This window comes from Caballeronia sordidicola (assembly GCF_002220365.1).
Classification (GTDB): domain Bacteria; phylum Pseudomonadota; class Gammaproteobacteria; order Burkholderiales; family Burkholderiaceae; genus Caballeronia; species Caballeronia sordidicola_C.
Genome location: NZ_MTHB01000256.1, coordinates 213,517 through 234,406, shown reverse-complemented (window position 1 = coordinate 234,406; position 20,890 = coordinate 213,517). Strand labels below are relative to the sequence as shown.

Annotated in this window: 15 protein-coding genes; 6 read left to right on the top strand and 9 right to left on the bottom strand. The window is 59.4% G+C overall.

The window, feature by feature from the left end:
- Positions 1-280: 280 nt before the first annotated feature.
- Genes BSU04_RS36960 through BSU04_RS36950 form a run of 3 tightly spaced genes read right to left on the bottom strand, consistent with a single transcriptional unit; the run spans position 281 to position 4,489 of the window.
- Positions 281-1,831 carry an efflux transporter outer membrane subunit gene (locus tag BSU04_RS36960; RefSeq protein ID WP_089165173.1) on the bottom strand — a complete coding sequence of 517 codons (1,551 nt, stop codon included), beginning with the start codon at positions 1,829-1,831 and terminating at the stop codon, positions 281-283.
- The gene (locus tag BSU04_RS36955; RefSeq protein WP_089165172.1) at positions 1,821-3,359 is read right to left on the bottom strand and encodes a DHA2 family efflux MFS transporter permease subunit; all 1,539 of its coding nucleotides are present in this window, start codon (positions 3,357-3,359) and stop codon (positions 1,821-1,823) included. Before BSU04_RS36955 ends, BSU04_RS36960 begins: the two co-directional genes overlap by 11 nt.
- Before the next feature lie 2 nt (positions 3,360-3,361).
- Positions 3,362-4,489, bottom strand: a complete 1,128-nt coding sequence (locus tag BSU04_RS36950; protein ID WP_089165171.1) for an HlyD family secretion protein — start codon at positions 4,487-4,489, stop codon at positions 3,362-3,364.
- 168 nt (positions 4,490-4,657) lie between these two features.
- On the opposite strand from BSU04_RS36950, the gene BSU04_RS36945 reads away from it, so the two are divergent.
- Positions 4,658-5,314 (top strand): TetR/AcrR family transcriptional regulator, encoded by a 657-nt coding sequence (locus BSU04_RS36945; RefSeq protein ID WP_179258566.1) that lies wholly within the window; start codon positions 4,658-4,660, stop codon positions 5,312-5,314.
- Between the two features lie 147 nt (positions 5,315-5,461).
- Here BSU04_RS36945 and BSU04_RS36940 read toward each other — a convergent pair whose 3' ends face one another.
- On the bottom strand, positions 5,462-6,505 hold the full coding sequence (locus BSU04_RS36940) for a LacI family DNA-binding transcriptional regulator (RefSeq protein ID WP_089165169.1): 1,044 nt from the start codon (positions 6,503-6,505) through the stop codon (positions 5,462-5,464).
- An 84-nt stretch (positions 6,506-6,589) separates the two neighbouring features.
- Positions 6,590-8,179, bottom strand: a complete 1,590-nt coding sequence (gene garD, locus BSU04_RS36935; RefSeq protein ID WP_089165168.1) for a galactarate dehydratase — start codon at positions 8,177-8,179, stop codon at positions 6,590-6,592.
- A 192-nt stretch (positions 8,180-8,371) separates the two neighbouring features.
- Here garD and kdgD point away from each other — a divergent pair, with 192 nt between their 5' ends.
- The 3 genes from kdgD to BSU04_RS36920 all read left to right on the top strand — a co-directional run bounded on the left by kdgD (position 8,372) and on the right by BSU04_RS36920 (position 12,242).
- A complete protein-coding gene (gene kdgD / locus BSU04_RS36930) occupies positions 8,372-9,289 on the top strand; it encodes a 5-dehydro-4-deoxyglucarate dehydratase (RefSeq protein ID WP_089165167.1) in 918 nt (305 codons plus the stop codon).
- A gap of 279 nt (positions 9,290-9,568) precedes the next feature.
- Positions 9,569-10,939 carry an MFS transporter gene (locus tag BSU04_RS36925; RefSeq protein WP_089165166.1) on the top strand — a complete coding sequence of 457 codons (1,371 nt, stop codon included), beginning with the start codon at positions 9,569-9,571 and terminating at the stop codon, positions 10,937-10,939.
- Between the two features lie 220 nt (positions 10,940-11,159).
- Positions 11,160-12,242: a lactonase family protein gene (locus BSU04_RS36920; protein WP_256983734.1), complete on the top strand. Its 1,083-nt coding sequence runs from the start codon at positions 11,160-11,162 to the stop codon at positions 12,240-12,242.
- A gap of 32 nt (positions 12,243-12,274) precedes the next feature.
- Here BSU04_RS36920 and BSU04_RS48245 read toward each other — a convergent pair whose 3' ends face one another.
- Together BSU04_RS48245 and BSU04_RS36905 are read right to left on the bottom strand one after the other, a co-directional pair.
- The gene (locus BSU04_RS48245) at positions 12,275-15,544 is read right to left on the bottom strand and encodes a bifunctional diguanylate cyclase/phosphodiesterase (protein WP_256983733.1); all 3,270 of its coding nucleotides are present in this window, start codon (positions 15,542-15,544) and stop codon (positions 12,275-12,277) included.
- A gap of 1,026 nt (positions 15,545-16,570) precedes the next feature.
- Complete coding sequence (locus BSU04_RS36905) at positions 16,571-17,479, bottom strand: LysR substrate-binding domain-containing protein (RefSeq protein WP_089165163.1); 909 nt, start codon at positions 17,477-17,479, stop codon at positions 16,571-16,573.
- Positions 17,480-17,627: 148 nt separating this feature from the next.
- Between BSU04_RS36905 and BSU04_RS36900 the strand changes: the two genes are divergently transcribed.
- The gene (locus tag BSU04_RS36900) at positions 17,628-18,941 is read left to right on the top strand and encodes an MFS transporter (RefSeq protein ID WP_373452911.1); all 1,314 of its coding nucleotides are present in this window, start codon (positions 17,628-17,630) and stop codon (positions 18,939-18,941) included.
- 71 nt (positions 18,942-19,012) lie between these two features.
- Here BSU04_RS36900 and BSU04_RS36895 read toward each other — a convergent pair whose 3' ends face one another.
- Complete coding sequence (locus BSU04_RS36895) at positions 19,013-19,525, bottom strand: DinB family protein (RefSeq protein ID WP_089165161.1); 513 nt, start codon at positions 19,523-19,525, stop codon at positions 19,013-19,015.
- 167 nt (positions 19,526-19,692) lie between these two features.
- On the opposite strand from BSU04_RS36895, the gene BSU04_RS36890 reads away from it, so the two are divergent.
- Positions 19,693-20,355, top strand: a complete 663-nt coding sequence (locus BSU04_RS36890) for a TetR/AcrR family transcriptional regulator (RefSeq protein ID WP_256983731.1) — start codon at positions 19,693-19,695, stop codon at positions 20,353-20,355.
- On the opposite strand, the gene BSU04_RS36885 is transcribed toward BSU04_RS36890, so the two are convergent.
- Positions 20,352-20,873, bottom strand: coding sequence for a lipocalin-like domain-containing protein (locus tag BSU04_RS36885; protein ID WP_089165159.1), 522 nt, complete (start codon positions 20,871-20,873; stop codon positions 20,352-20,354). The two genes, BSU04_RS36890 and BSU04_RS36885, sit on opposite strands and share 4 nt — an antisense overlap.
- Positions 20,874-20,890: the final 17 nt, after the last annotated feature.

Sequence of the window (20,890 nt, the reverse complement as noted above, 5' to 3'; positions counted from 1 at the left end):
GAGATTCCATCGGTTATCTGTATTCTGTTGTTCGTCGGCTTTGTTGTTTTCAGAGCATTCACGTCACCGCTTCCGAGAGAGGAAGAGCGTTTTGACTTGTCTATGAAACGGGACGACATCAGCCGGTCGCGAGACGCGCTTCATCGAGAGTCCCTTGAATTTGGCAACAAAACGACTCGTCCATGACGCCTCTGTGGTGACAAAATTGGTGACAAAATCCGGTTCAAGGGTACTTCTGGCGGATCGGCTGGGCAACGTCTAACACATCAATCGTCCAGCTTCATTCTCGCCCGGCCGTGGACGCTACGCCGCCACCCGCATACTGCCCGGCCTGCGCATCCCACCCGCCGCCCAGCGCCTTGTATAGCGCAACGAGGTTCGTCGATACCGTCGCCGTGCTGTCGACCCATTGCTGCTCGCTCGTCAGCAAGGCTTTTTGCGCCGTCAACACATCGAGGTAATTCGACAGACCCCGGACATAGCGCTGGTTTGCGATGTCCAATGCGCGTTTTGACGCTTGCACGCTTGCATCCAGCCGGTCTCGGCGACGCTGCTCGGCGTTAAAGCCCGTGAGCGCGTCATCGACTTCCTGGAAGGCCGAGAGCACCGTCTTGCGGTACGTGATCGCCGCCTCCTGCTGCTGCGCCTCTCTCAAGGCAAGTGTGGAGCGCAACCGCCCGCCTTCGAAAATGGGAATCGAAAGGCTCGGCCCCGCACTGTAGCTGCGCGCGCCCCAGCTCCCGAGATTCGTGAATTGTGTCGCCTGAATGGCGACGCTTCCCGACAGCGTGATCTTGGGGAAAAAATCCGCCTTCGCCGCGCCGATATTCGCCGTCGCTGCATGAAGCTGCGCTTCCGCCTCGCGGATATCTGGCCTGCGCCTCGCGAGTTCCGACGAAAGCCCGATCGGCACGCGCGGTGGTACCACGGGCACGGCCGGCGCTTCCTTCAGCTTCGCCGCGAGCGTTTGCGGATACTCCCCGAGCAAGACGCCAATGGCGTTGATCAGCTTCGCTTCCTGCTGCTCCGCCTGCGGAATATCCGCGGCGTTCGACTCGGCCTGGCTCTGCGCATTGGCAACATCGAGATCGGTAGCGAGTCCATGCTTGGCACGCTCGTTCGTCAACTGCACGGTGCGTTCGGCAAATGTGAGGTTTTCCCGCGTAATGCGCAGCTTTTCCTGCGTTCCGCGCAGATTGAGATAATCGCGGGCGACTTCCGCAGCCGTCGACACGATCGCATCGTGCCGCGCTTCGTTTTGTGCATCGACGGTGGCGCTCGCGTTTTCTGCCGTGCGCCTCACGCGGCCCCAGAGATCGAGTTCCCACGATGCATCGAAGCCATATTGATACAGGTTGAACGGTGGCAATGCACTCGATGTCGCGCTTTGCGTCGGTATGCCGCCTTGTCGTCCGCCCAGCCCGTTCGTATCTGTCGCCGACGGTGACCCGCTGCCCCCGAGCAGGCCGATAACGCCATCGGCACTCTGAAGCTCACGCGTGTAGGACGCGTTACCGTTCAACGTAGGGAACTCGTCCGCTTTCGCTTGCCCGAACTGCGCCCGCGACTCGGCGATCCGCGCCGCCGCGACCTTGAGATCGAGATTGTTGTCGATGGCGCGTGTGACCAGCTCCGTCAGAAGCGGATCGCCGAAACTGTTCCACCACAGCGGATCAACGGGTTCAGGCACCGGGACCGAACGAACGGCGTCCGCGGTCTGCGCATCCGGCCATTGCGCCGGCGTCTGCAATACGGGACGCTTGAAGTCGGGGCCCATCGTGCAGGCAGACAAGAAGGCTACGAACGGAATCCATCGATAATCAATGCGCATTGACCTGTGCCCCCTTCGGCAGCTTCGGCAACAAGAAACAAATAGGACACAGCACGAGCGAGATCACGCCCAGCATGATGAACACATCGAGGTAACTCATGACCGACGCCTGCTGCTCGACCCTCGCGGCAATCGATCCAAGCGAGCTGACAAAGCCGTTATAAGGCGTGATGTGCTCCGCGAGCCTCGCATGGTGAAACTGTCCCCGCCACGCGAGCTGCGTCGTCACCAGCGACACGCCGAAACTGCCACCGAGATTACGCATCATGTTGATCAGCGCCGATGCATTGTTGTTCTCTTTCGGCGGGATGCCGATGAACTGCACGGTCGAAAGCGGAATGAAGAGGAACGGCAACCAGATGACCTGATAAAGCCGCGACAACGATACATCCCAGAAGCCGATGTTCAAGTCGAGTCCAGCGGTATGGAGCAACGCGAATCCGGTGCCGGCGAGCGACATCATGACGAGCCATTTGGGCTGGAACAGGCGCCCGGTCACCATGCCTGCTATTGGCATGATGAACACCGTGACGAGGCCGCCCAAACCCAACGTCAGGCCCGCGTTGGTCGCGTCATAGCCCAGCAGTTCCTGCGTGAATTGCGGCAGCATCTGAGTCGTGCTGTTGATGATGAAGCCGAACGCAAACATCACAGTGCAACTGATGGCAAAAGCGCGCGACTTGAACAGCCGCAGGTTCACGATCGGCTGCGCGGTGGTCAGTTCACGAATCACCAGCGCCACGAGCGACACACCTGCGATCGCCGTGAACAGGCAGATGAAATTCGATGAAAACCCGTCCTCGCGCTCGAACTTGTCGAGCACGATCTGCAGGCTGCCGAAACCGGCCGCAACGAGAAAAAAGCCCAGGTAGTCGATCCGCAAACCTTTATTGAGCAGGGCACGCCGCTCCTGCTGCACCAGCTTGCTGTCGCTCACGAACATCCACGTCAGCACCAGCGACACTATCCCCACAGGCAAGTTGATCAGGAACACCCAGTGCCACGAATAGTTCTCGGTGATCCAGCCGCCCAGCATTGGTCCAATGGCAGGCGCCGTGACGACCGTGAAGCCGTAAAGCGCGAACGCCATCGCACGTTTTTCAGGCGTGAAGGTATCGGCGAAGATGCTTTGCTCAACGGGAGCCAAGCCGCCGCCGCCCAGGCCCTGGAGCACACGAAAGGCGATCATCATCGGCAGCGACGTCGCGAATCCGCATGCCACCGAACTGACCGTGAACAGCAACACGCAGAGCATGTAGAAGCGCTTGCGGCCGATCACGTTCGCGAGCCATCCGCTGATCGGCAAAACGATTGCGTTGCTCACGAGATAGCTGGTCGTGATGTAGGTGCTCTGGTCGAGACTCGCACCCAGGCCGCCTGCAATATGCCGGAGCGCCACGTTCGCGATGGTGGTGTCGAGCACTTCCATGAAGGTCGCGATCGACACGATGACCGCGATCAGCCAAGGGTTGAACGACCCCGCCGCCGACCTGGGTAATGGGTCGTGGGCTGCGTAGGGAGCGGCCATGGTTACCGCACCGTCACGCGCGGGCTGACCGAGAGGCCCGGCGCGAGCGGCAGATGCCGCCAGTCGTCGCCGTCAAACACGATCTTGACGGGCAGGCGCTGCACGACCTTCACGTAGTTGCCCGTCGCGTTTTCCGCGGGCAGGCTGCTGAAGACCGACCCGGTCCCGCGCTGCAGACTCTCTATGTGCGCATGAAGGACCTTGTCCGGATAGGCATCGACGGTGACATCCACCGGTTGTCCCACGTTCATGTGAACAAGCTGCGTTTCCTTGAAGTTGGCGGTGACCCACATATCGTCGGGAACGACCGCGACCAGCGCTTGCCCAGGCGTGACGTAGTTGCCGAGGTTGACGGTGCGGCGCGTCACCTTCCCTGCTTGCGGGGCGAGCACCTCGGTGTAGCTCAGTTGCAGCTTCGCATTGTCGACATCGGCATGGTTCTGGCGCACCGACGCCTGCGCGGCGTCGATCTTCGTCCTCTGCGACGCAACCTGGGCCTCGCCGGCCTGCACCGCCTGTTTCGCGCTATCGAGCTTGGCGAACGCGCTCTTGGTCGTCGCCTGGCTTTGTTCCAGCTGCTGGCGCGTGATGGCGGCCGGATCGGTTCCCGTGAACCGGGCCAGATCCTGTTTCGCCTGCGTCAGGTCTGCTTCCGCGACCCGCACCTGCGCCGTCTGCTGCGCAAGGCTGGCCATCTGGTAAAGCAGGTCGGCACGCGCCTGCGCGACTTGTGCGACCGCATTCGCTTCCTGCGCTTCGGCTTGTTCAAGCTTGACTTCAAAATCGCGCCGGTCGATCCGCAGCAGCGGCTGGTTTTTCTCGACGTGCTGGTTATCGGCGACCAGCAGTTCGACGACACGCCCGCTCACCTGCGACGCGATCTGGCTCTGATTGCTATCGATGAATGCGTCGTCCGTGCTTTCGTAGTGCCGGCTATGCAGCCAGTAAGCGACGCCTGCCGCCACGCAGACCAGCAGCACCGCCCCGCCGATGATCGCGTTCAGGCGCTTGCGCGCCGGGCTCATCGGCGTGGACGCTTCCTGCTCTTGCTCTTTGCCTGATTCGGTGCGATCGGCATCGGCTTTGTCTTCGCCGGAGGGCGTGCTGTTATCGCTTTCACTTCCGGCCATTGCAATCTCCAAAATAATATTGAGATGTATTCTACAATAGAACGGAACGGTATCGTTCTATTCAAAAAGCCTGCGATAATTCCACCAAGTAATTTCATGCAAGGAACAGCGGTGAGCCGGACCCCGAAAAATGCCGATGCAGGGACAATGTCCTGCCCGATCAGGTCGATGTTTTCACGCAAGAAGGGCCGTCCGTCCAACGCGATGGCAGGCGACGTCGAAGAGCGGATTCTCGATGCCGCCACAGCCATGTTCCTTCAATACGGCTTTGGCGGGGCATCGCTTGAACGCATCGCCGAGGCGGCAGGCGCGGGCAAGGCTACGCTCTACAGCCGGTACAGCGGCAAGGAAGCGCTGTTTTCAGATGTAGTCAGACGAAACTGCGAACGCAGCCTGCGAGTCGTTTTTGAGGCACCGCAATCTGCGGCGCTTGCGCAACGGCTGGTATCGGTGACGCAAACGCTCATCACGCGATTGCTCAGCGACGAGGTGATCGGACTGATCAGAATGGTGGTTGCGGACGCGCCGCGGTTTCCATCGCTTGCGAAACTGACGAGCGACGCCGGCAGGTCGCGCGCAATAGAAGCGGTGGCGACGATGATCGCCGAACACTCCGCGCGCACCCTCGAACCCCAAGCGCGCGCTGCGAATAAACGGCATTCGCATACTCTCGCGACCCAGATCCTGGATGCGATCGTCTCGCCGATGCTCATGAGAGCCTTGATGGGCGAAAATCTTGATGATGTCCGCGGCGACATCCGCTCACACGTGAAACAGACGATCGCCCTCTTCGTGGCGGCCAATGCACTGGACGCTTATCTGTAAGCGTCGCGAGGCGGAACTGGCCAGTGGCTACTCTCAAAGTTGGGCCACATAGATATTTTCCTGCACCAAGTTGTTGCGAATAGAGGATGCAGCAAGCAGGCCGTTCAGCGCCCTCGCCACCTCTGCCATTCCATCGCGGCGCATCGCTCAGGCACTGTCCCGGTCGATAATCGCAAAACCCGTATCCAGACGCACCGGATAGTTCTTCCCTTGATTGTCTCTAGAGAACCGCTCAAGCAACGCCTGTGCAGTGCATGCACCAATGGCGGCGCCATCGACACGCACGGTCGACAACGCGGGATACACGTGTGCCGCCGTACTCAGGTCGCCAAACCCCATCACGGCCAGATCCTGAGGCACCTTCAATCCGCGGCTTGCCGCTTGCGCAAGCACCCCTTGCGCGAGTGTATCCGAACTGCAGACAACAATCTCCGGCGCGCCTCCCTCCAATATCGCCGACGCCCCTTCGCGCCCCACCTGCAGCGTAGCGGGAGCGTGACGTATTACAAAACGAACGTTGTCGATGTCGTGGCGCTGCAGTTCGTGAATAAAGCTATTGGCACGGCGAAGCGCACGAGGATCATCGACCGACAAAACGCTGAAGCGTCGATAGCCCTTTTTAATGAGGTGTCGCGCAAGCTCCTCCCCAAGTTTTTCGTGTGAGAAACCAATCACGATGTCAATCGGGGTATCGGTCAGGTCCCATATCTCGACGACGGGAATCTTCGCCCGGGTCAGCCGTTCGACGGTGGCATTCGTGTGGTCGGTACCCGCCAGCACGACCCCATCCGGTCGGCGCCCCAGAATGGCCTCGACGAGCTCCTCCTCACGTTGCGGCGAATAACCCGTCAATCCCAGCAAGGTTTGATATCGGGCAGCGGTCAATCCGTCCATCAACGCCTGGACGGTATCTGCAAAGACAGAACTGGCGATCGTAGGCAACAGGACGGCGACCAGGCTGCTCTTACTGCTTGCGAGCGCCCCGGCCAGCATGTTCGGCACGTACCCGGTCGCACGGACCGCATCGAGCACCTTCTTCTGTGTCGCGCTGCGCACGAGCTCGGGCCGATGCAAGGCGCGCGATACCGTCATCGGTGCGACGCCGGCGACGCGCGCGACGTCGATCAGGGTCACGCTTTCAACACGAGCGCCAATCGCATCGCCCTGCTTGCATTCGTCAATGTGTTCCATCCCGACCTCTTAGATAACGCCGGCGATTCTAACGTCTGCCGCGGTTATCCCAGCGTTTCCCGGGCACGGCCCTCAGCCGACACCTCAGGTCACCGGAGCCGGATTGAACAGGACAAGGGCGTTATGCAACTTCAGTTTTTCTGCGCACGTCTGCTTGCGGCCGCTCGCTACTTCAAGCATCAGCCGAAATAGTTCCCAGCCGACATCCTCGATAGTCGCGTCTCCAGTCGCGATGGTGCCTGCATTGACGTCCATCAAATCATGCCAGCGGCGCGCCAGGTCCGAGCGCGTTGCGACCTTGATGACCGGCACCTCGGCCAGACTGTAGGGCGTGCCGCGTCCGGTCGTGAAGACATGCAGGTTGATACCTGCCGCGAGTTGCAACGTGCCGCAGATAAAATCGCTTGCCGGCGTCGCCGCATAGATCAAGCCCTTCTGCTTCACCTTTTCGCCAGGCGACAACACCCCCGAAATGGCGGCGTTACCTGATTTGATAATCGAGCCCATCGCCTTTTCGACGATGTTCGACAAGCCGCCCTTTTTATTTCCCGGTGTCGTGTTCGCACTGCGATCGGCGCTGCCACGCTGCAGGTAATCGTCGTACCACCGCATCTCGCGGATGATCGCCTCCGCCACTTCCGGCGTTGCCGCGCGACGGGTCAACTGGTCGACACCATCACGAACCTCGGTGACCTCGGAGAACATGACGGTGGCGCCTGCGCGAACCAAAAGATCCGAGGCGAATCCGACCGCGGGGTTGGCCGTGAGTCCTGAAAATGCGTCGCTGCCGCCGCACTGCACGCCGACCACGAGATCGGACGCCGGACAGGTTTCGCGGCGCCGGTTATTGAGCCTGTGGAGATGACCTTCAGCCATCCTCATGATCGAGTCGATCATCGACTGGAAGCCGACGTGGGCATCGTCCTGCAGGACCACGACATCGCCGTTCAAGTCATGCGCGAGGTCGCCGATATCGGCTACGTCTTCCACGTTGTCAACGGTCGCGATCGGAATGGTCCCCGGCGGCATCAGCCGCTCCGGCTGCAGCTTTTCGCAACCGAGGCTCACCATCATCACTTCGCCGCCGAAATTCGGATTCAGGCTGATGTTGCGAACCGTGCGGATAGGCACCATCGCATCCGGCGCATCAATAGCAACGCCGCAGCCATACGTGTGCCCCAGGCCAACGACATCGTCGACATTGGGGTAACGCGGCAGCAGTTCGGCCTTGATCCGCACGACCGCGTGCTCGACTACATCGGCCACGCATTGAACGGTCGTCGTAATCGCAAGGATGTTGCGTGAACCGACTGAACCGTCCGCGTTTCGATACCCCTCGAAGGTGAAGCCCTCGAGCGGCGGCATCGCCGGCGGTTTGACCGTTGCGAGCGGCAGGCCTTCAAGTCCAGGCGGATTGGGCATACGAATCACGTGCTCATTGATCCAGCTGCCCTTCGGCAGCGCCTTGAGCGCATACCCGATCACCACGTTGTAGCGGATGACTTCGGCGCCTTCGGCGAGATCCGCCAGCGCCACCTTATGACCTTGCGGCACGCGCTCGCGCAACACGAGACCGTCAGGGAAGACCGCTCCCCCTGGCAGACCGCCGTCGTTGACAACAATCGCGACGTTGTCCTGCGGGTGAACGCGGATATAGAGAGGGGGCTGCTCCATTTGACTCATCCTTTTCCGGATTGACTATATATTGCGCTAACAAACATCTGTCATCATACAACGATTGCGCAATCATTTTGACACCCAAACCGCTAAGAATGCATTAGTATCAATACTTACAGCGGACTTGTTGAAGGCATGTCGCTTATGTTGTACGATGACTAACAATTAAGATCATTCGGATGTTTACTCATGACAACACCGCAAGAACTCAAGCAAATCGTGTCGGATGGCCTGCTGTCCTTCCCTGTTACCGACTTTGACGAGCAAGGCGACTTCCGCGCCGACACCTACGCTGAGCGCCTCGAATGGCTAGCGCCTTATGGCGCGACCGCCCTGTTCGCCGCAGGTGGTACGGGCGAATTCTTTTCGCTGACTAAAAGCGATTACTCGAACGTAATCCGCACTGCCACTGAAACCTGCAAGGGCAAAGTGCCCATTCTCGCCGGCGCCGGCGGCCCGACGCGCGTAGCAATAGAGTACGCGCAGGAAGCGCAACGCCTGGGAGCAAACGGTATTTTGCTGATGCCCCATTACCTGACGGAAGCCTGTCCGGAAGGCATTGGCGCGCACGTTGAACAGGTGTGCAAGGCGGTGAAAAACATCGGGGTGATTGTCTACAACCGCGCCAACTCAAAGCTTAACGCCGATGTGCTGGAACGTCTGGCCGATCGTTGTCCCAACCTGATCGGCTTCAAGGACGGCGTGGGCGAGATCGAGAACATGGTGACGATCCGCCGCCGCCTGGGCGATCGCTTCTCGTACCTCGGCGGCCTGCCGACCGCTGAAGTCTACGCAGCCGCGTATAAAGCGCTCGGCGTGCCGGTGTATTCGTCGGCGGTGTTCAATTTCATTCCGAAGACCGCCATGGACTTCTATCGTGCGATCTCAGCGGACGATCACGCAACCGTCGGCAAGCTGCTCGATGAATTCTTCCTGCCGTACCTCGCCATTCGCAACCGTCGTGCCGGTTACGCGGTGAGCATCGTCAAGGCAGGCGCCAAGCTTGTCGGCCACAGTGCAGGCCCGGTTCGCGCGCCGCTCACCGACCTCGACGAAGATGAAATGGCCCAACTGGATGTACTCATCCAGAAACTGGGCGCTCAATAGCACGCAATAGCACGCAATAGCACGCTAAGCAGATCGCTCCAGGCGGTGCAACTGCTGATGAAGTACGAGCATGCAGTGAGAAACGAAAAGTGCGTGGGAACGCATTCGCTCCCACGCACTTTTCTTAAAAGCAACGAAGCATTGATGGATTGATTCCGGCGTCAGTGCCGAATGACCGACACGGTCACCAGGCATGACAGCCCTCGGCGCACACCTTCCCGGGCAGTTCTGCGCATCGATATTCAAATGCTATCCAGCTAGAACGATCGGAGACACATCATGCAATCAAGCCGCATTGCAAGCATTGCCGGCATCGCCAAGCGCACGAACGTCCGGTACCTGATTTTGCTGATGATTTTTATCATCACGACACTCAACTACGCCGACCGCGCCACCCTCTCGATCACCGGCTCCGCGATGCGCAGCGAATTTGGCTTCGACGCGATTCGCATGGGATACATCTTCTCTGCATTCAGCTGGGCTTATGTGTTGTCGCAGCTACCGGCGGGCTGGCTGCTCGACCGTTTCGGCGCTCGCCGCATGTATGCCGCAAGCATTTTCCTTTGGTCGCTCTTCACCCTGCTGCAAAGTTCGATCGGTCTTGCGGGCAGCGCAGGCGCGGCAGTCATTGCATTGTTCGTTTTACGCTTTGCGATGGGCATGGCCGAAGCACCTGCCTTTCCTGCGAACGCCAAGGTGGTTGCAAGCTGGTTTCCCACCGCTGAGCGCGGCACCGCATCGGCCATTTTCAACTCGGCCCAATATTTTGCCGCGGTCATCTTCACCCCGCTCATGGCGTGGATCACCCACTCGTTCGGCTGGCAAAACGTCTATCTGGTCATGGGTGCCACAGGCATAGTGCTTGCCCTGACGTGGCTCAAAGTCATGAAAAGCCCGAGCGACCATCCTCGCGTCAACCAGGCTGAACTTGAGCACATCGAGAACGGCGGTGGCCTGATTCATCCGCAAAGAAAGACCGCCTATGCCGATGCGGGCCATCCAGGAACCTGGTTTTATGTACGCCAGCTGATGTCGAACCGCATGCTCCTTGGCGTGTACCTGGCCCAATATTGCATCAACGTCCTGACCTACTTCTTCCTGACGTGGTTTCCGATCTACCTCGTCCAGGCTCGGGGCATGACCATTCTGCAAGCCGGACTCACTGCTTCATTGCCCGCTATCTGTGGCTTTACGGGAGGGGTGCTCGGCGGGGTCTTTTCGGATGCGCTGATCCGGCGCGGCCACTCCCTGACCATTGCGCGCAAGGTCCCGATCGTTGGCGGCATGCTTTTATCCGTATGCATCATCGGGTGCAATTACGTGACGACAGACTGGGTTGTCGTCGCGCTGATGTCGCTGGCTTTCTTTGGAAAAGGTATTGGCGCCCTCGGTTGGGCGGTGGTCGCGGATACATCGCCCAAGGAGGCAATTGGATTGTCCGGTTCGATCTTCAACATGTTCGGCAATGTCGCAGGCATCGTGACGCCGATTGTGATCGGTTATCTCGTGGCCAAGACCGGATCCTTCAACGGCGCGCTGGTGTTCGTCGGCATCAACGCGCTTTTCACCGTGTTCAGCTACCTGGTCATCGTCAGGAAGATCGAACGCGTCGAACTGCGCGCTCCTTTAACAGCCGGAACCAACGTCTGATTGCCGTGCCGGCAAACCAGGACGGCTGCGCCGCTCAGCTGCTCAGGTGGGCAAGGGGCGGTCAGCAGAACGCCGCTTTCGGGCGGCCTCGCAATTGAACGTGTACGCAGCTTGAGAATGGACCTGCGAATCAAGCCTATCCACGAAGGCACGGCCCATTCTTCATTTATCCGCTGAGACCAAACACCTCACTCAATTTGATCCTTCGATGAAAATAAAAATGATCTGGCGTGCCATCGCGGGCGCATTCGCGTTTGCCGCCCTTGTGAACGCGGCGCAGGCAGCAACTTACGTCTATGTTTCGAATGCCGACAGCGAGGATATTTCGGTGTTCCGGCTAGACCAATCGAGCGGCGCGCTTTCGAAGGTCGAAACGCTTCCGGTTGGTGGAACCGCCATGCCGCTAGCGCTCTCCCCCGACCACCATCATCTCTATGCGGGCTTGCGCTCCAAGCCGTATCGCGTGCTGAGTTTCGCGATCAACCCGCTGGACGGCCGCCTGATCCTGCTCAAGACCTCGTCGTTGGCCGAGAGCATGGCTTACCTCTCCACCGACGCCACGGGTCGCTATCTGTTCTCCGCCTCGTACGGCGGCAACCTGCTTTCGTTGAATCGCATTGACGCGAGCGGTCTAGCCGGCGACCCGCAGCAGGTCATTCCAACGGGGCCGATGGCCCATGCAATCAGGAGCGCTCCTGATAACCGCTATGTATTTGCCTCTGTTCTCGGCTCCGACGCGTGGTTGCGACTGAAATTCGATGCAGTGACCGGCCAACTCACGCAGGACGCAGTGCCGGCCTATGCACTACCGCCGAAATCCGGCCCCCGCCATTTCGTCTTCTCGCCGGATCATCGGTTCACCTATCTGATCGATGAGCTAGACGGCAAGCTCCATGTCCTTGCCTTCGATGCCGCGAACGACACAGCCAAGCCGGTGCAAACCGTCTCGATCGTCCCGGCGGATTTTTCTGGCGACAAGCCTTGGGGTGCTGATGTTCATCTGACGCCGGACGGCCGCTTCCTGTTTGCATCGGAACGGACCTCGAGCACGCTTGCCTCGTTTCGCATCGACAAGAAAACGGGCACGCTTACGCGAATTGGCACATGGCCGACTGAGAAACAGCCGCGTGGATTCAATATCGATCCATCGGGAAACTATCTGCTGGCAGTAGGACAATTGTCAACTCAGATGAGTGTGTATCGCATCGACAAGCAAACCGGTGCGCTCACGGCGCTCGAACACTATCCGGTCGGCAAAAACCCGAACTGGATTGAATTCGCGCGATTTGAGGGGACCCTGTAGCGCTGGCGGCTTGTGAGCCAGCGAGGTGCGGACTAAACACCCCCCTGCGCGGGCCAAGCGAAAGGTTCCCTCAGTAATTGTTCCAGCTCGCGCGGCGTAACCGGCTTGCTGTAGTGATAACCCTGGATTTCGTGACAGTCGTTGTCACGCAGGAAATTAAGTTGCTTCTCCGTTTCAACGCCTTCGGCAATGACCTTGAGATTCAATTGCCGTCCGAGCGAGATGACAGCCCGCGCGATGGCGCGGTTATCCTCGCCGTCAGGTAGTTCACGCACAAACGACTGGTCTATTTTCAAGCGCACGATCGGGAAGTGTTTCAACGCGCTTAAGCTGGAATAGCCAGTGCCGAAGTCGTCGATAGACAGGCGCACGCCCATGGCCTGCAACTGCGTCATGATAGCAATGGCCCCATCGAGATCCTGCATGATGAGACTCTCGGTGAGCTCGAGTTCGAGATACTGTGCATCGAGCCCGCACACTGCCAGCGCATGCGCTACCCGCCCCACCCAATCCTTCTGCAGGAACTGCCGCGCCGAAACGTTGACAGAAATGGTCATGGGCGCCATGCCTGCATCCTGCCAGGCCTTGTTCTGGCGGCAGGCCGTATGTAGCACCCAGTCGCCGATCGACACAATCAGCCCTGTTTCCTCCGCAAGCGGAATGAATGTCGTTGGGGAGACCAGCCCTTCTGTCGGGTGATCCCAGCGTAACAGCGCTTCCACGCCAAAGATCTTCTCGGTTTGCAAATCGACCTGAGGCTGATACACCAAACGAAATTCCTCGTTCGCGAGCGCGTGCCGCAACTGCTCCTGGAGTCGCAGCTTCTCGTGCACCTTGATGTTTATTTCGGACGTATACAACTGGTAGTTGTTGCGGCCCATCTCTTTTGCGCGATACATCGCAGCGTCGGCGTTCATCAGCAGCGTATCGGCGTCAAGGCCGTCGTTGGGATAGCTCGCGAGGCCCATGCTGCACGTCACCTGAAAATTCTGATCGTTCAGCTTGACCGGCTCGCGGATCGCATCGCGAATCTTTTCGATGGTCTGCGTGATACCTACTCCCTCCTGTGCCTGGTCAAACAGAACGACGACAAACTCGTCGCCACCGAGGCGCACCACAGTATCGGTGCGCCGTACGCACCGCACCATGCGCTCAGCCACAATCTTCAACAGGTTGTCACCCGCGCGATGACCGAGGCTGTCGTTGATCAGCTTGAAATTGTCGAGGTCGATGAATACCACCGTCACGCCGCGCTGATAACGTTGCGCGTGCAGCAAGACCTGATTCAGACGATCAGCGAGCAAGGTACGATTGGGAAGGCCCGTTAGCGCGTCGTGATTCGCCATGTGGCGGATGCGTTGCTCGGCCTGGCTGCGCTCGATCGCGATGCCGGAAATGCGCGTCGCCATTGCAATGGCCTGCCCCTCGTCCGATGTCGGCTCATGGGAATGCCGTACGAACATCGTCAGTACACCTAGCGCGCAACCGTCATGCGACAGAATGGGCTGCGCCCAGCATGCGCCGTAGCCATGCACGCCGCAGCTTTGCATCTGAACACTCAGGTGTGCATCCTGCGTTACGTCAGGTACATACACCGGCCGGCGCCAATGGACCGCACGACCGCTCGGTCCCGCATCCGGGCCAATCAACGAGCCGCGTATCTGCTTACCATAGCGCTCGGGCAAGCTGGGCGCAGCGCCCAATTTAAAATGCCGGCCGTCGTCATCACACAGCAAGGCGGCACACACCGCCCCTGTGATCTGCGACTCAAGAAGCTGGATCATAGAGGACAGCACTTCTGGCAGTGGTGTGCTGGTGGCGATCATTTCCAGCACCCGATTTTGGTCCGCGCGCCGGACTTCGGCGTGTTTCCGGGAACTGATGTCGCGCATCATCACTACCACGCCGTCTTCCACGCGGACGACCTGCCGATGCAACCAAATCGACGAGGCGTGCGGGCGCTCGTGGACCCATTCGTGCTCCTCGACCACGCCAGTCCTCGCGACGCTTGCAAACTCATCAAGCATGCCGTCGTTGCGGGATCGAGGAAACGCGAGGTCCAGTGAGCAACCGATCAAACCGTCACGTGGTAGCCCGGACAAGTCGAAACCGCGCCGGTTCGTATCTTGCACGACGAAGCCGATAACGTTGCCGCTCGCGTCGAGTTCGCTGCGAAGTACAAAAAAGGCATCGAGACTGGCTTCGGATGCAGCGTAGTAGGTTTGCTGAGCCCGCCGTGCACGCCGCCGGCTTACAGTGAGCTGCCAGCTCGAACGGCTCAGTGCGGCCGCCAGCAGGACCAGCGCGACACTGCCCAAGCTTGCCCACAGCACGTAAGCGCGCCGGTGACTCCGGAACGGCGCAAGTTGTTCTTCCTGAGCGAGACCGACTATGGCGATGAGCGGGAAGCCCTGCAACTGGCGCAGGTTGGTATAACGGCGCACACCGTGATCCCAGGGCTGCACACCCGGAAGGTCGGACAGGTCGGACGATTCTTCGGCGACCCGCATGGCTGTCGTCGAGAGGATGGCGCCCCAAGAGGACCGATCGCCCACCTGCTCGGCACGCATTACGCCGTCCGTGCCGAGCAGCGCCAACACGCCTTCGTTGCCCATGCGCGAGTGGTCGTAGCTGTTCGTGAAATAGCCGGGGCTCACGGAGAGCATCACGATCCCGGCAAATTCTCCTGCTGCGTTCTTGAGCCGCCGGCTGAAGATAATTTCCGGGACGCCAGTCGTGGCGTTGCGAGTAACCCCGCTTACGAACGGCGCCGGACTGTCATTGGTGCGATCACGCTGCACGGTGAAATACGGCTGGTCCAGCACGGTTGCGGGCGCCTGCACCCGGGTCGCATCGCGCAAACGGCCATCGCTGTCAGTGACTGCCACCTTGAACACGATCGCAAACGGCAGCAGGCCCTGGTCCTGCAGCTCTGACAACCGCACGCTCCCCCTCGTCTCGTACACATACTTGACCGTCTTGAGCGCCTGGTCTATGGCGACGAGATCACGCACCAATTGCGCTTCGTAGGTATCGGCGAGTTCGCGACTCAATTCCGCCGCGGAACCCCGCGCAACCGCATGTTCTACAGTGACCAGATGAATGACGGCCGTCCACGCGAGCACGAGCAGCATCGCCGCAAAAAGCGGGAACAGCACGTAGGCTTCGAGCAGACGCCGAAGCGCGGGGCGCACCTTCGCATCTAGCCGACGCAGGCGGATGATCTGAGCGGCCATTACTCCCTGAGCTGTCAATTCGATGCGACTGTCCGTGTTATCCAGGTTTCGTGTAACGAGACTCATGATGCCTGCTCCGGTTCTGCATGGCCGCCGTTCTTGTCAGTACAAGTCACCAGCGCGCGGGACGTTTGTCAACGGAGGTGCCCGACTAATGAACTCAGCACTATCTTGACGCTAGCAGCCGCCCCAACTTTCGTTGATAAACCAATGGAATCGAGCACGAAGACGAGTGCCCTCCTCGTTGCGGTGGGTTCCGCACGTCGCGCGGCGGTTGCCGCATCTCGTGAAGAGCGGTTTCGTCCCGTGCTCATTCAACCGGCAAAGCCATGGTCCGCTTCTGTCTTCTAGGATTCAGCCCGGCCTGCTGCAATGTCTTGCGAGGCGGAAGCTCAAGCGTTGTCGCGCCCGCAAGACAACCGTGCGGCCGAGATTATGTTCGCCACCGGGGCTTTCTTTCAGCATTGCAAGCGGATTGCTGAGGACACGATGACAAACGTGGTGATCGCCGCCTGGCGGGAAAAGTGCGTTGCTCAAAGGCCAATCGCACCGAGCCCGACAGTAATCCTCAGTCTAATAACGGCCTTTTCGGGGAAAAGTTTAATGACCGGGTGAAGATCCAATCCTGCATGGAAAACCCGTAGTAGAAACGAATAGCGCAAAAGGTCCATGCATCTTGCGTCAAACACTCCGTATTACTAAGTATAAATTTTAGAATGAGAGGGTAAACCCGTGTCTCGATGGGGATTAAAAACGTGGCGTGTAGTGCATTAGGTCACCGTAAGCTGTCTTCTACAAAGGGCTTGGGCGGCGATCCGTGACATGCCCGACCGCATCGCATTAACCGCTTGCGCGCAACGCGGTGAACTCGCTGCTCGGCCGCAGCCTGCCCGACCCTCTGCATCGCCAATATCAACGCAAAGCTGAGCGATCTATCGTGGCTCAGATGCCGGCAGGATCGCGAGATGCCAGGTGTCGGTTGTTTGAATACATCCGGAACAGGTATTTTTGTCGTCCGGCCTCTTCCATGATGAACCTGAACGTTGTCCCGCAAAGCATGTGTGCAGCACCGCTCGAAACGACGCCGAAGGGCTAGCTACCGCGTGTCGTACCCCGAGACACGGGCCGTACAGTACGGAAAATCGCCTGCGCCTCCTGAAAAAAATCGCGAGCCAGGGGCGCGTGCGGGCCGTTGCTTGCCCAGATCAAGCCGCTGCGTCGCACCGGCGCGCGGCCCGGTAACGGCAGCCGCGCCAGCGACATGCCACTCGACCAGAGCGACACCCAGTCCGGCAGAAGCGATACGCCGATACCCTGGTCGACCAGCGCGGCGATCGCCAGAAGACCGTCTATCTCGAGCCGCTGATGGGGATGGATCTGATGATCGCGCAGGTAGCGATCGGCCAACTGACCGCCCAGCACCGAGCGCTCGTAGCGAATGAATGGCTCGTTGCGCAGCACCTCGTGCGCGTCGCGGCCGGCCATCGCGGCCGGCGCCACGACCACCAGCGGTTCATCCAGGAAGGGGCGCCATTCGCAGGTCTTTCGAATGGCGAACTGCGGCTCGACCACTACCGCCGCGTCAAGCTCGCCGCTGCCTACCTTGCGGCATAGCTCGATGGATGCGCCCGGGGTGATGAACAAAGCCAACTCCGGGTAGCGCGCATAGAGGTTTTTGAGCACGGGCGGCAGGACGTTGGTGAGAGCGGAAACGAAGGCGCCAAGCCGCAACTCGCCGACCCGCGCACCGTCGCTCGCAATAACACGCAGGTTGCGCTCGTCGCGCAACAGCGCGCGCGCCGGTTCGAGAATCTTGAGGCCGGCTTCTGTCGCCTTGACCACCCGACCCGCACGCTTGAGCAACTGCATATCGAGGTCCGTTTCCAGAGCATGGACGCGGGCCGCCAGCGCGGCCGCCGTCACGTCAAGGCGACGCGCCGCTTCCGCCAGCGAGCCGCAATCGACGGCAGCCACAAAGCTTTCCAGATATTCGGTATTCATCGTTTTAGCTTAACCGATGAAGATCACCCAGACAAAAAATATTTTATGGTCTAAACGCACCGGAAGGTGCTTCTTCTAACGCTCTGAAAAAGTGACACTGCGAGCACAGATGCCGCCTCGATCGCAATCGACAAATCGGAGACACCCCTTGAATACCCACCCTCACAGCGTGGCGGCTGGCGCCAGCGTGACCGAGGCCGCCGACGCGGTCTATACGCGCATCGCCTGGCGCTTCCTGCCGTTGCTGCTTGCCTGCTACGTGGTGGCCTATCTGGACCGCGTCAATGTCGGCTTCGCCAAACTGCAAATGCTGAACGATCTACAGTTCAGCGAGACGGTATATGGTCTTGACGCCGGCATGTTTTTCATCGGCTATTTTTTCTTCGAAGTGCCCAGCAACCTGCTGTTGCACAAGCTCGGCGCGCGGCGTTGGATTGCCCGCATCATGATCACCTGGGCGGTGCTTTCGATGTGTACCGCCTGGGTTAGTACACCGATGCATTTCTACCTCCTCCGCTTTCTCCTTGGCATTGCCGAAGCCGGCTTCTATCCGGGCATGCTGCTCTATCTGACCTATTGGTTCCCGTCGCACAGACGCGGCCGGATGGTGGCGTTGCTGAGCGCGGGCAATCCCGTGTCGGGCATCCTGGGAGGCCCATTGTCAGGCTACATCATGACAGCGACGGCCGGCATCGCTGGCATGCATGGCTGGCAGTGGTTGTTCATCCTTGAAGCCTTGCCGGGCATTCTGCTCGGCGTAATGGTCTACCGCCGGCTCAACGACAAGGTGGCGCACGCAACATGGCTCAGCGCCGAGGACCGCGCACGAGTTCAGTTCGATCTCGACATGGAAGGCAAAACCAGGACACATGGTTCGGTAAGCCAGGTGTTCTGCTCCGCCCGCGTCTGGCTGCTCTCGCTGATCCTGTTCGGCATCATCATGGGCTCGTATGCACTGAGCTTCTGGCAACCGACCATCATCAAGGGCACCGGCATCAAGAGTCCGGCGCTGATCGGCTTCATGACGATGATCCCCTACACGGCTGCGCTGGTTGGCATGCTGCTGATTGGCCGCAGCGCGGACAAGCGGTGCGAACGACGCTGGCACGTGGTCGTGCCCACCCTGTTCGCTGCCTGCGGCTTCGTGCTGTGTGCCAACGTGGGAGGCAGTTCGGTGCTGTCGATGCTGGGGCTGACGATGGCGGCGGTCGGCATCATCAGCGCCTTACCTATGTTTTGGGCTTTACCCACGTCGTTTCTGGGCGGTGTAGGCGCCGCCGCCGGTATCGCGCTGATCAATTCGACCGCGAATCTGGCCGGGTTCGTCAGTCCGACCGTTATTGGCTGGCTGAAAGGCCAGACCGGCACGCTGTCGTCCGGCTTGTACCTGGTTGCCGGTTCGCTGACCCTGTCCGCCTTTCTGGTCTGGGCATTCATTCCAGCGCGGGTGGTGAACCGCTGACGCCGCTGGCGCTGCAACTTGCGCAAGCAGTTGCAAGCGAACGGATTTGAATTCGCTTTGCTTGCCGCTAATTAGCGCATCCGTTCGCGACGCGCAGGCTCGACTTCGTGAAGATAGCCCGTAAAGGTGTCACGCGGTGATGATGTGGTTAGTTGAGTCATGATTCGACCCACTTCGCCACGATGATATCCGCTGTGGGCAATGACATGCCCGAGCATTTCCTCGCGCGACATTTGACCAGGCGTCCCGTCTGTAAACGGGAACTCAATCGCTTCATTGAATTGCGTTCTGCCCAAACGGGCGACGTACTCGATATACCATTGATCCGTTTTTTTGATTGCATTGAAGAGATCTTCCGGTTGCGGTACTTCGTCAGTGCCCGTTGTTGCATAGGCATGCCTCATACGCTGAAGATTAGCGACGAAAATTCGATCGACAATATGGGCGTGATTGAGGATGCGGACCGCCGTGTAGTACTCGGCGTGAGGTGTCCCATTGCCAAGTTGGGTCAACCCTGCAATCAGCTCTTCGTCAGCCCAAGCCTTGTATTGAAACAGAGAGATCAAAAGCGCCTGTGCACTCATTGCCGTTTCCCCAGATGGTGATTGGAACGTGGTGTTTGATTCTACTCACGGGATAGTGGAGGCTGCGCGATCATCATCTGGTCCTCGGATTGAAGCAGAAAATGTGCGCTTTTCACCTTTCGCTAGAACGCGAGCGTATATTCGCATTTTGACGTGGAGCCTTAATTTTGGATACTCGCATTCCTCCGCACTCCAAGACCATGCGCAAATCGCCACGGCAGCAGCGTTCGCGAGCGATGGTGGACACCATTATTGAAGCGGCGACTCGCGTTCTGGGGCAGCGGGGCTGGGCGGATTTCACGACCAACGAAGTGGCCGTGGTTGCTGGCGTGAGCGTCGGGTCGCTCTATCAGTATTTTCCGAACAAACTCGCGCTTGCCGAGGCAATCCGGCAGTGTCATCTCGACGCCGTGCTCGCCGCGTTGTCCATTTCAGGCGACTGGAATGAATCGGATACGCTCGACCAGCGCGTGGCGCGCCTGATCGATGGTGTTATCGCGGCGCACTCGGTCGATCATGCGTTGCATCGAGTCTTGCTTGACGAAGTACCGCTTGCTGGGCGTTCGAATGACGATGCATTTGAAAAGGAATATCAGCGACGATACCGCGCCGTGATCGTAGCAAGTTCGAGTAAGCGCAATAGAGCGCGAGACGACGTCGCAGGACGTGTGCTCGCGGCTGCCGTTGAAGGGGTGGTCCATGCCGCCGCGCGGCACGGTGAACTCGGGTCGTCCGCACTAAAGGCGGAGCTTGGCAACCTGGTCCGTGCATATTTACGTGAACGATCTGGACATTCCGTGGCGCAGGTCATCAATAAAAACAAGTTCTAGCGCATCCGCTTCCAGATTGAGATCGGCACGTCGCCATCCGGCCGAGGGGCCAGGCGATAGCTCAGTTCGTCCCCTCTTAGTTCGTAACGCCGGATCTGGCGCTCTCCCTCCCAGTTGGGAAAAGAAGCGCCCTGGACGGAAAACGTAATCGTATTTTCAGCCTGATCGACATTGACCGTACCGAAATGCGTGCTGGAGCCGAGCGCGGCCGCCTCGAATTCGACCGCTGTCCCAGTCAGCTTGTTGCCGGATGCAAAGCGCGGCCGTTCGGCCTTGAATATCTGCAGCGAGTAGCGACCTTGACTGTCGATCATGAGCAATCCGCTCGGAGCGGCGCCGTAGTCCCGGGCTCGCGTGCCATCGGGCCGAATGACGTCGGCAGCCACAAGGGACCAAGTCCCCGCCAAGGCGCCCTGGCGGGTGGTTTGATCCGCCGGTCTCGCCAGCGTGGCCAACAGCACGCCGGTCAAACACAATGCGCCGATCAGGGCGGTTCTTAGCGTAGTGTTTCTTTTCATCTTTTTAAAATCTCATA

Coding starts and splice junctions, on each gene's coding strand:
- BSU04_RS36960 (WP_089165173.1), bottom strand. CDS start 1,831: ATGCGCATTGATTATCGATGGATTCCGTTCGTAGCCTTCTTGTCTGCC.
- BSU04_RS36955 (WP_089165172.1), bottom strand. CDS start 3,359: ATGGCCGCTCCCTACGCAGCCCACGACCCATTACCCAGGTCGGCGGCG.
- BSU04_RS36950 (WP_089165171.1), bottom strand. CDS start 4,489: ATGGCCGGAAGTGAAAGCGATAACAGCACGCCCTCCGGCGAAGACAAA.
- BSU04_RS36945 (WP_179258566.1), top strand. CDS start 4,658: ATGTTTTCACGCAAGAAGGGCCGTCCGTCCAACGCGATGGCAGGCGAC.
- BSU04_RS36940 (WP_089165169.1), bottom strand. CDS start 6,505: ATGGAACACATTGACGAATGCAAGCAGGGCGATGCGATTGGCGCTCGT.
- garD (WP_089165168.1), bottom strand. CDS start 8,179: ATGGAGCAGCCCCCTCTCTATATCCGCGTTCACCCGCAGGACAACGTC.
- kdgD (WP_089165167.1), top strand. CDS start 8,372: ATGACAACACCGCAAGAACTCAAGCAAATCGTGTCGGATGGCCTGCTG.
- BSU04_RS36925 (WP_089165166.1), top strand. CDS start 9,569: ATGCAATCAAGCCGCATTGCAAGCATTGCCGGCATCGCCAAGCGCACG.
- BSU04_RS36920 (WP_256983734.1), top strand. CDS start 11,160: ATGATCTGGCGTGCCATCGCGGGCGCATTCGCGTTTGCCGCCCTTGTG.
- BSU04_RS48245 (WP_256983733.1), bottom strand. CDS start 15,544: ATGAGTCTCGTTACACGAAACCTGGATAACACGGACAGTCGCATCGAA.
- BSU04_RS36905 (WP_089165163.1), bottom strand. CDS start 17,479: ATGAATACCGAATATCTGGAAAGCTTTGTGGCTGCCGTCGATTGCGGC.
- BSU04_RS36895 (WP_089165161.1), bottom strand. CDS start 19,525: ATGAGTGCACAGGCGCTTTTGATCTCTCTGTTTCAATACAAGGCTTGG.
- BSU04_RS36885 (WP_089165159.1), bottom strand. CDS start 20,873: ATGAAAAGAAACACTACGCTAAGAACCGCCCTGATCGGCGCATTGTGT.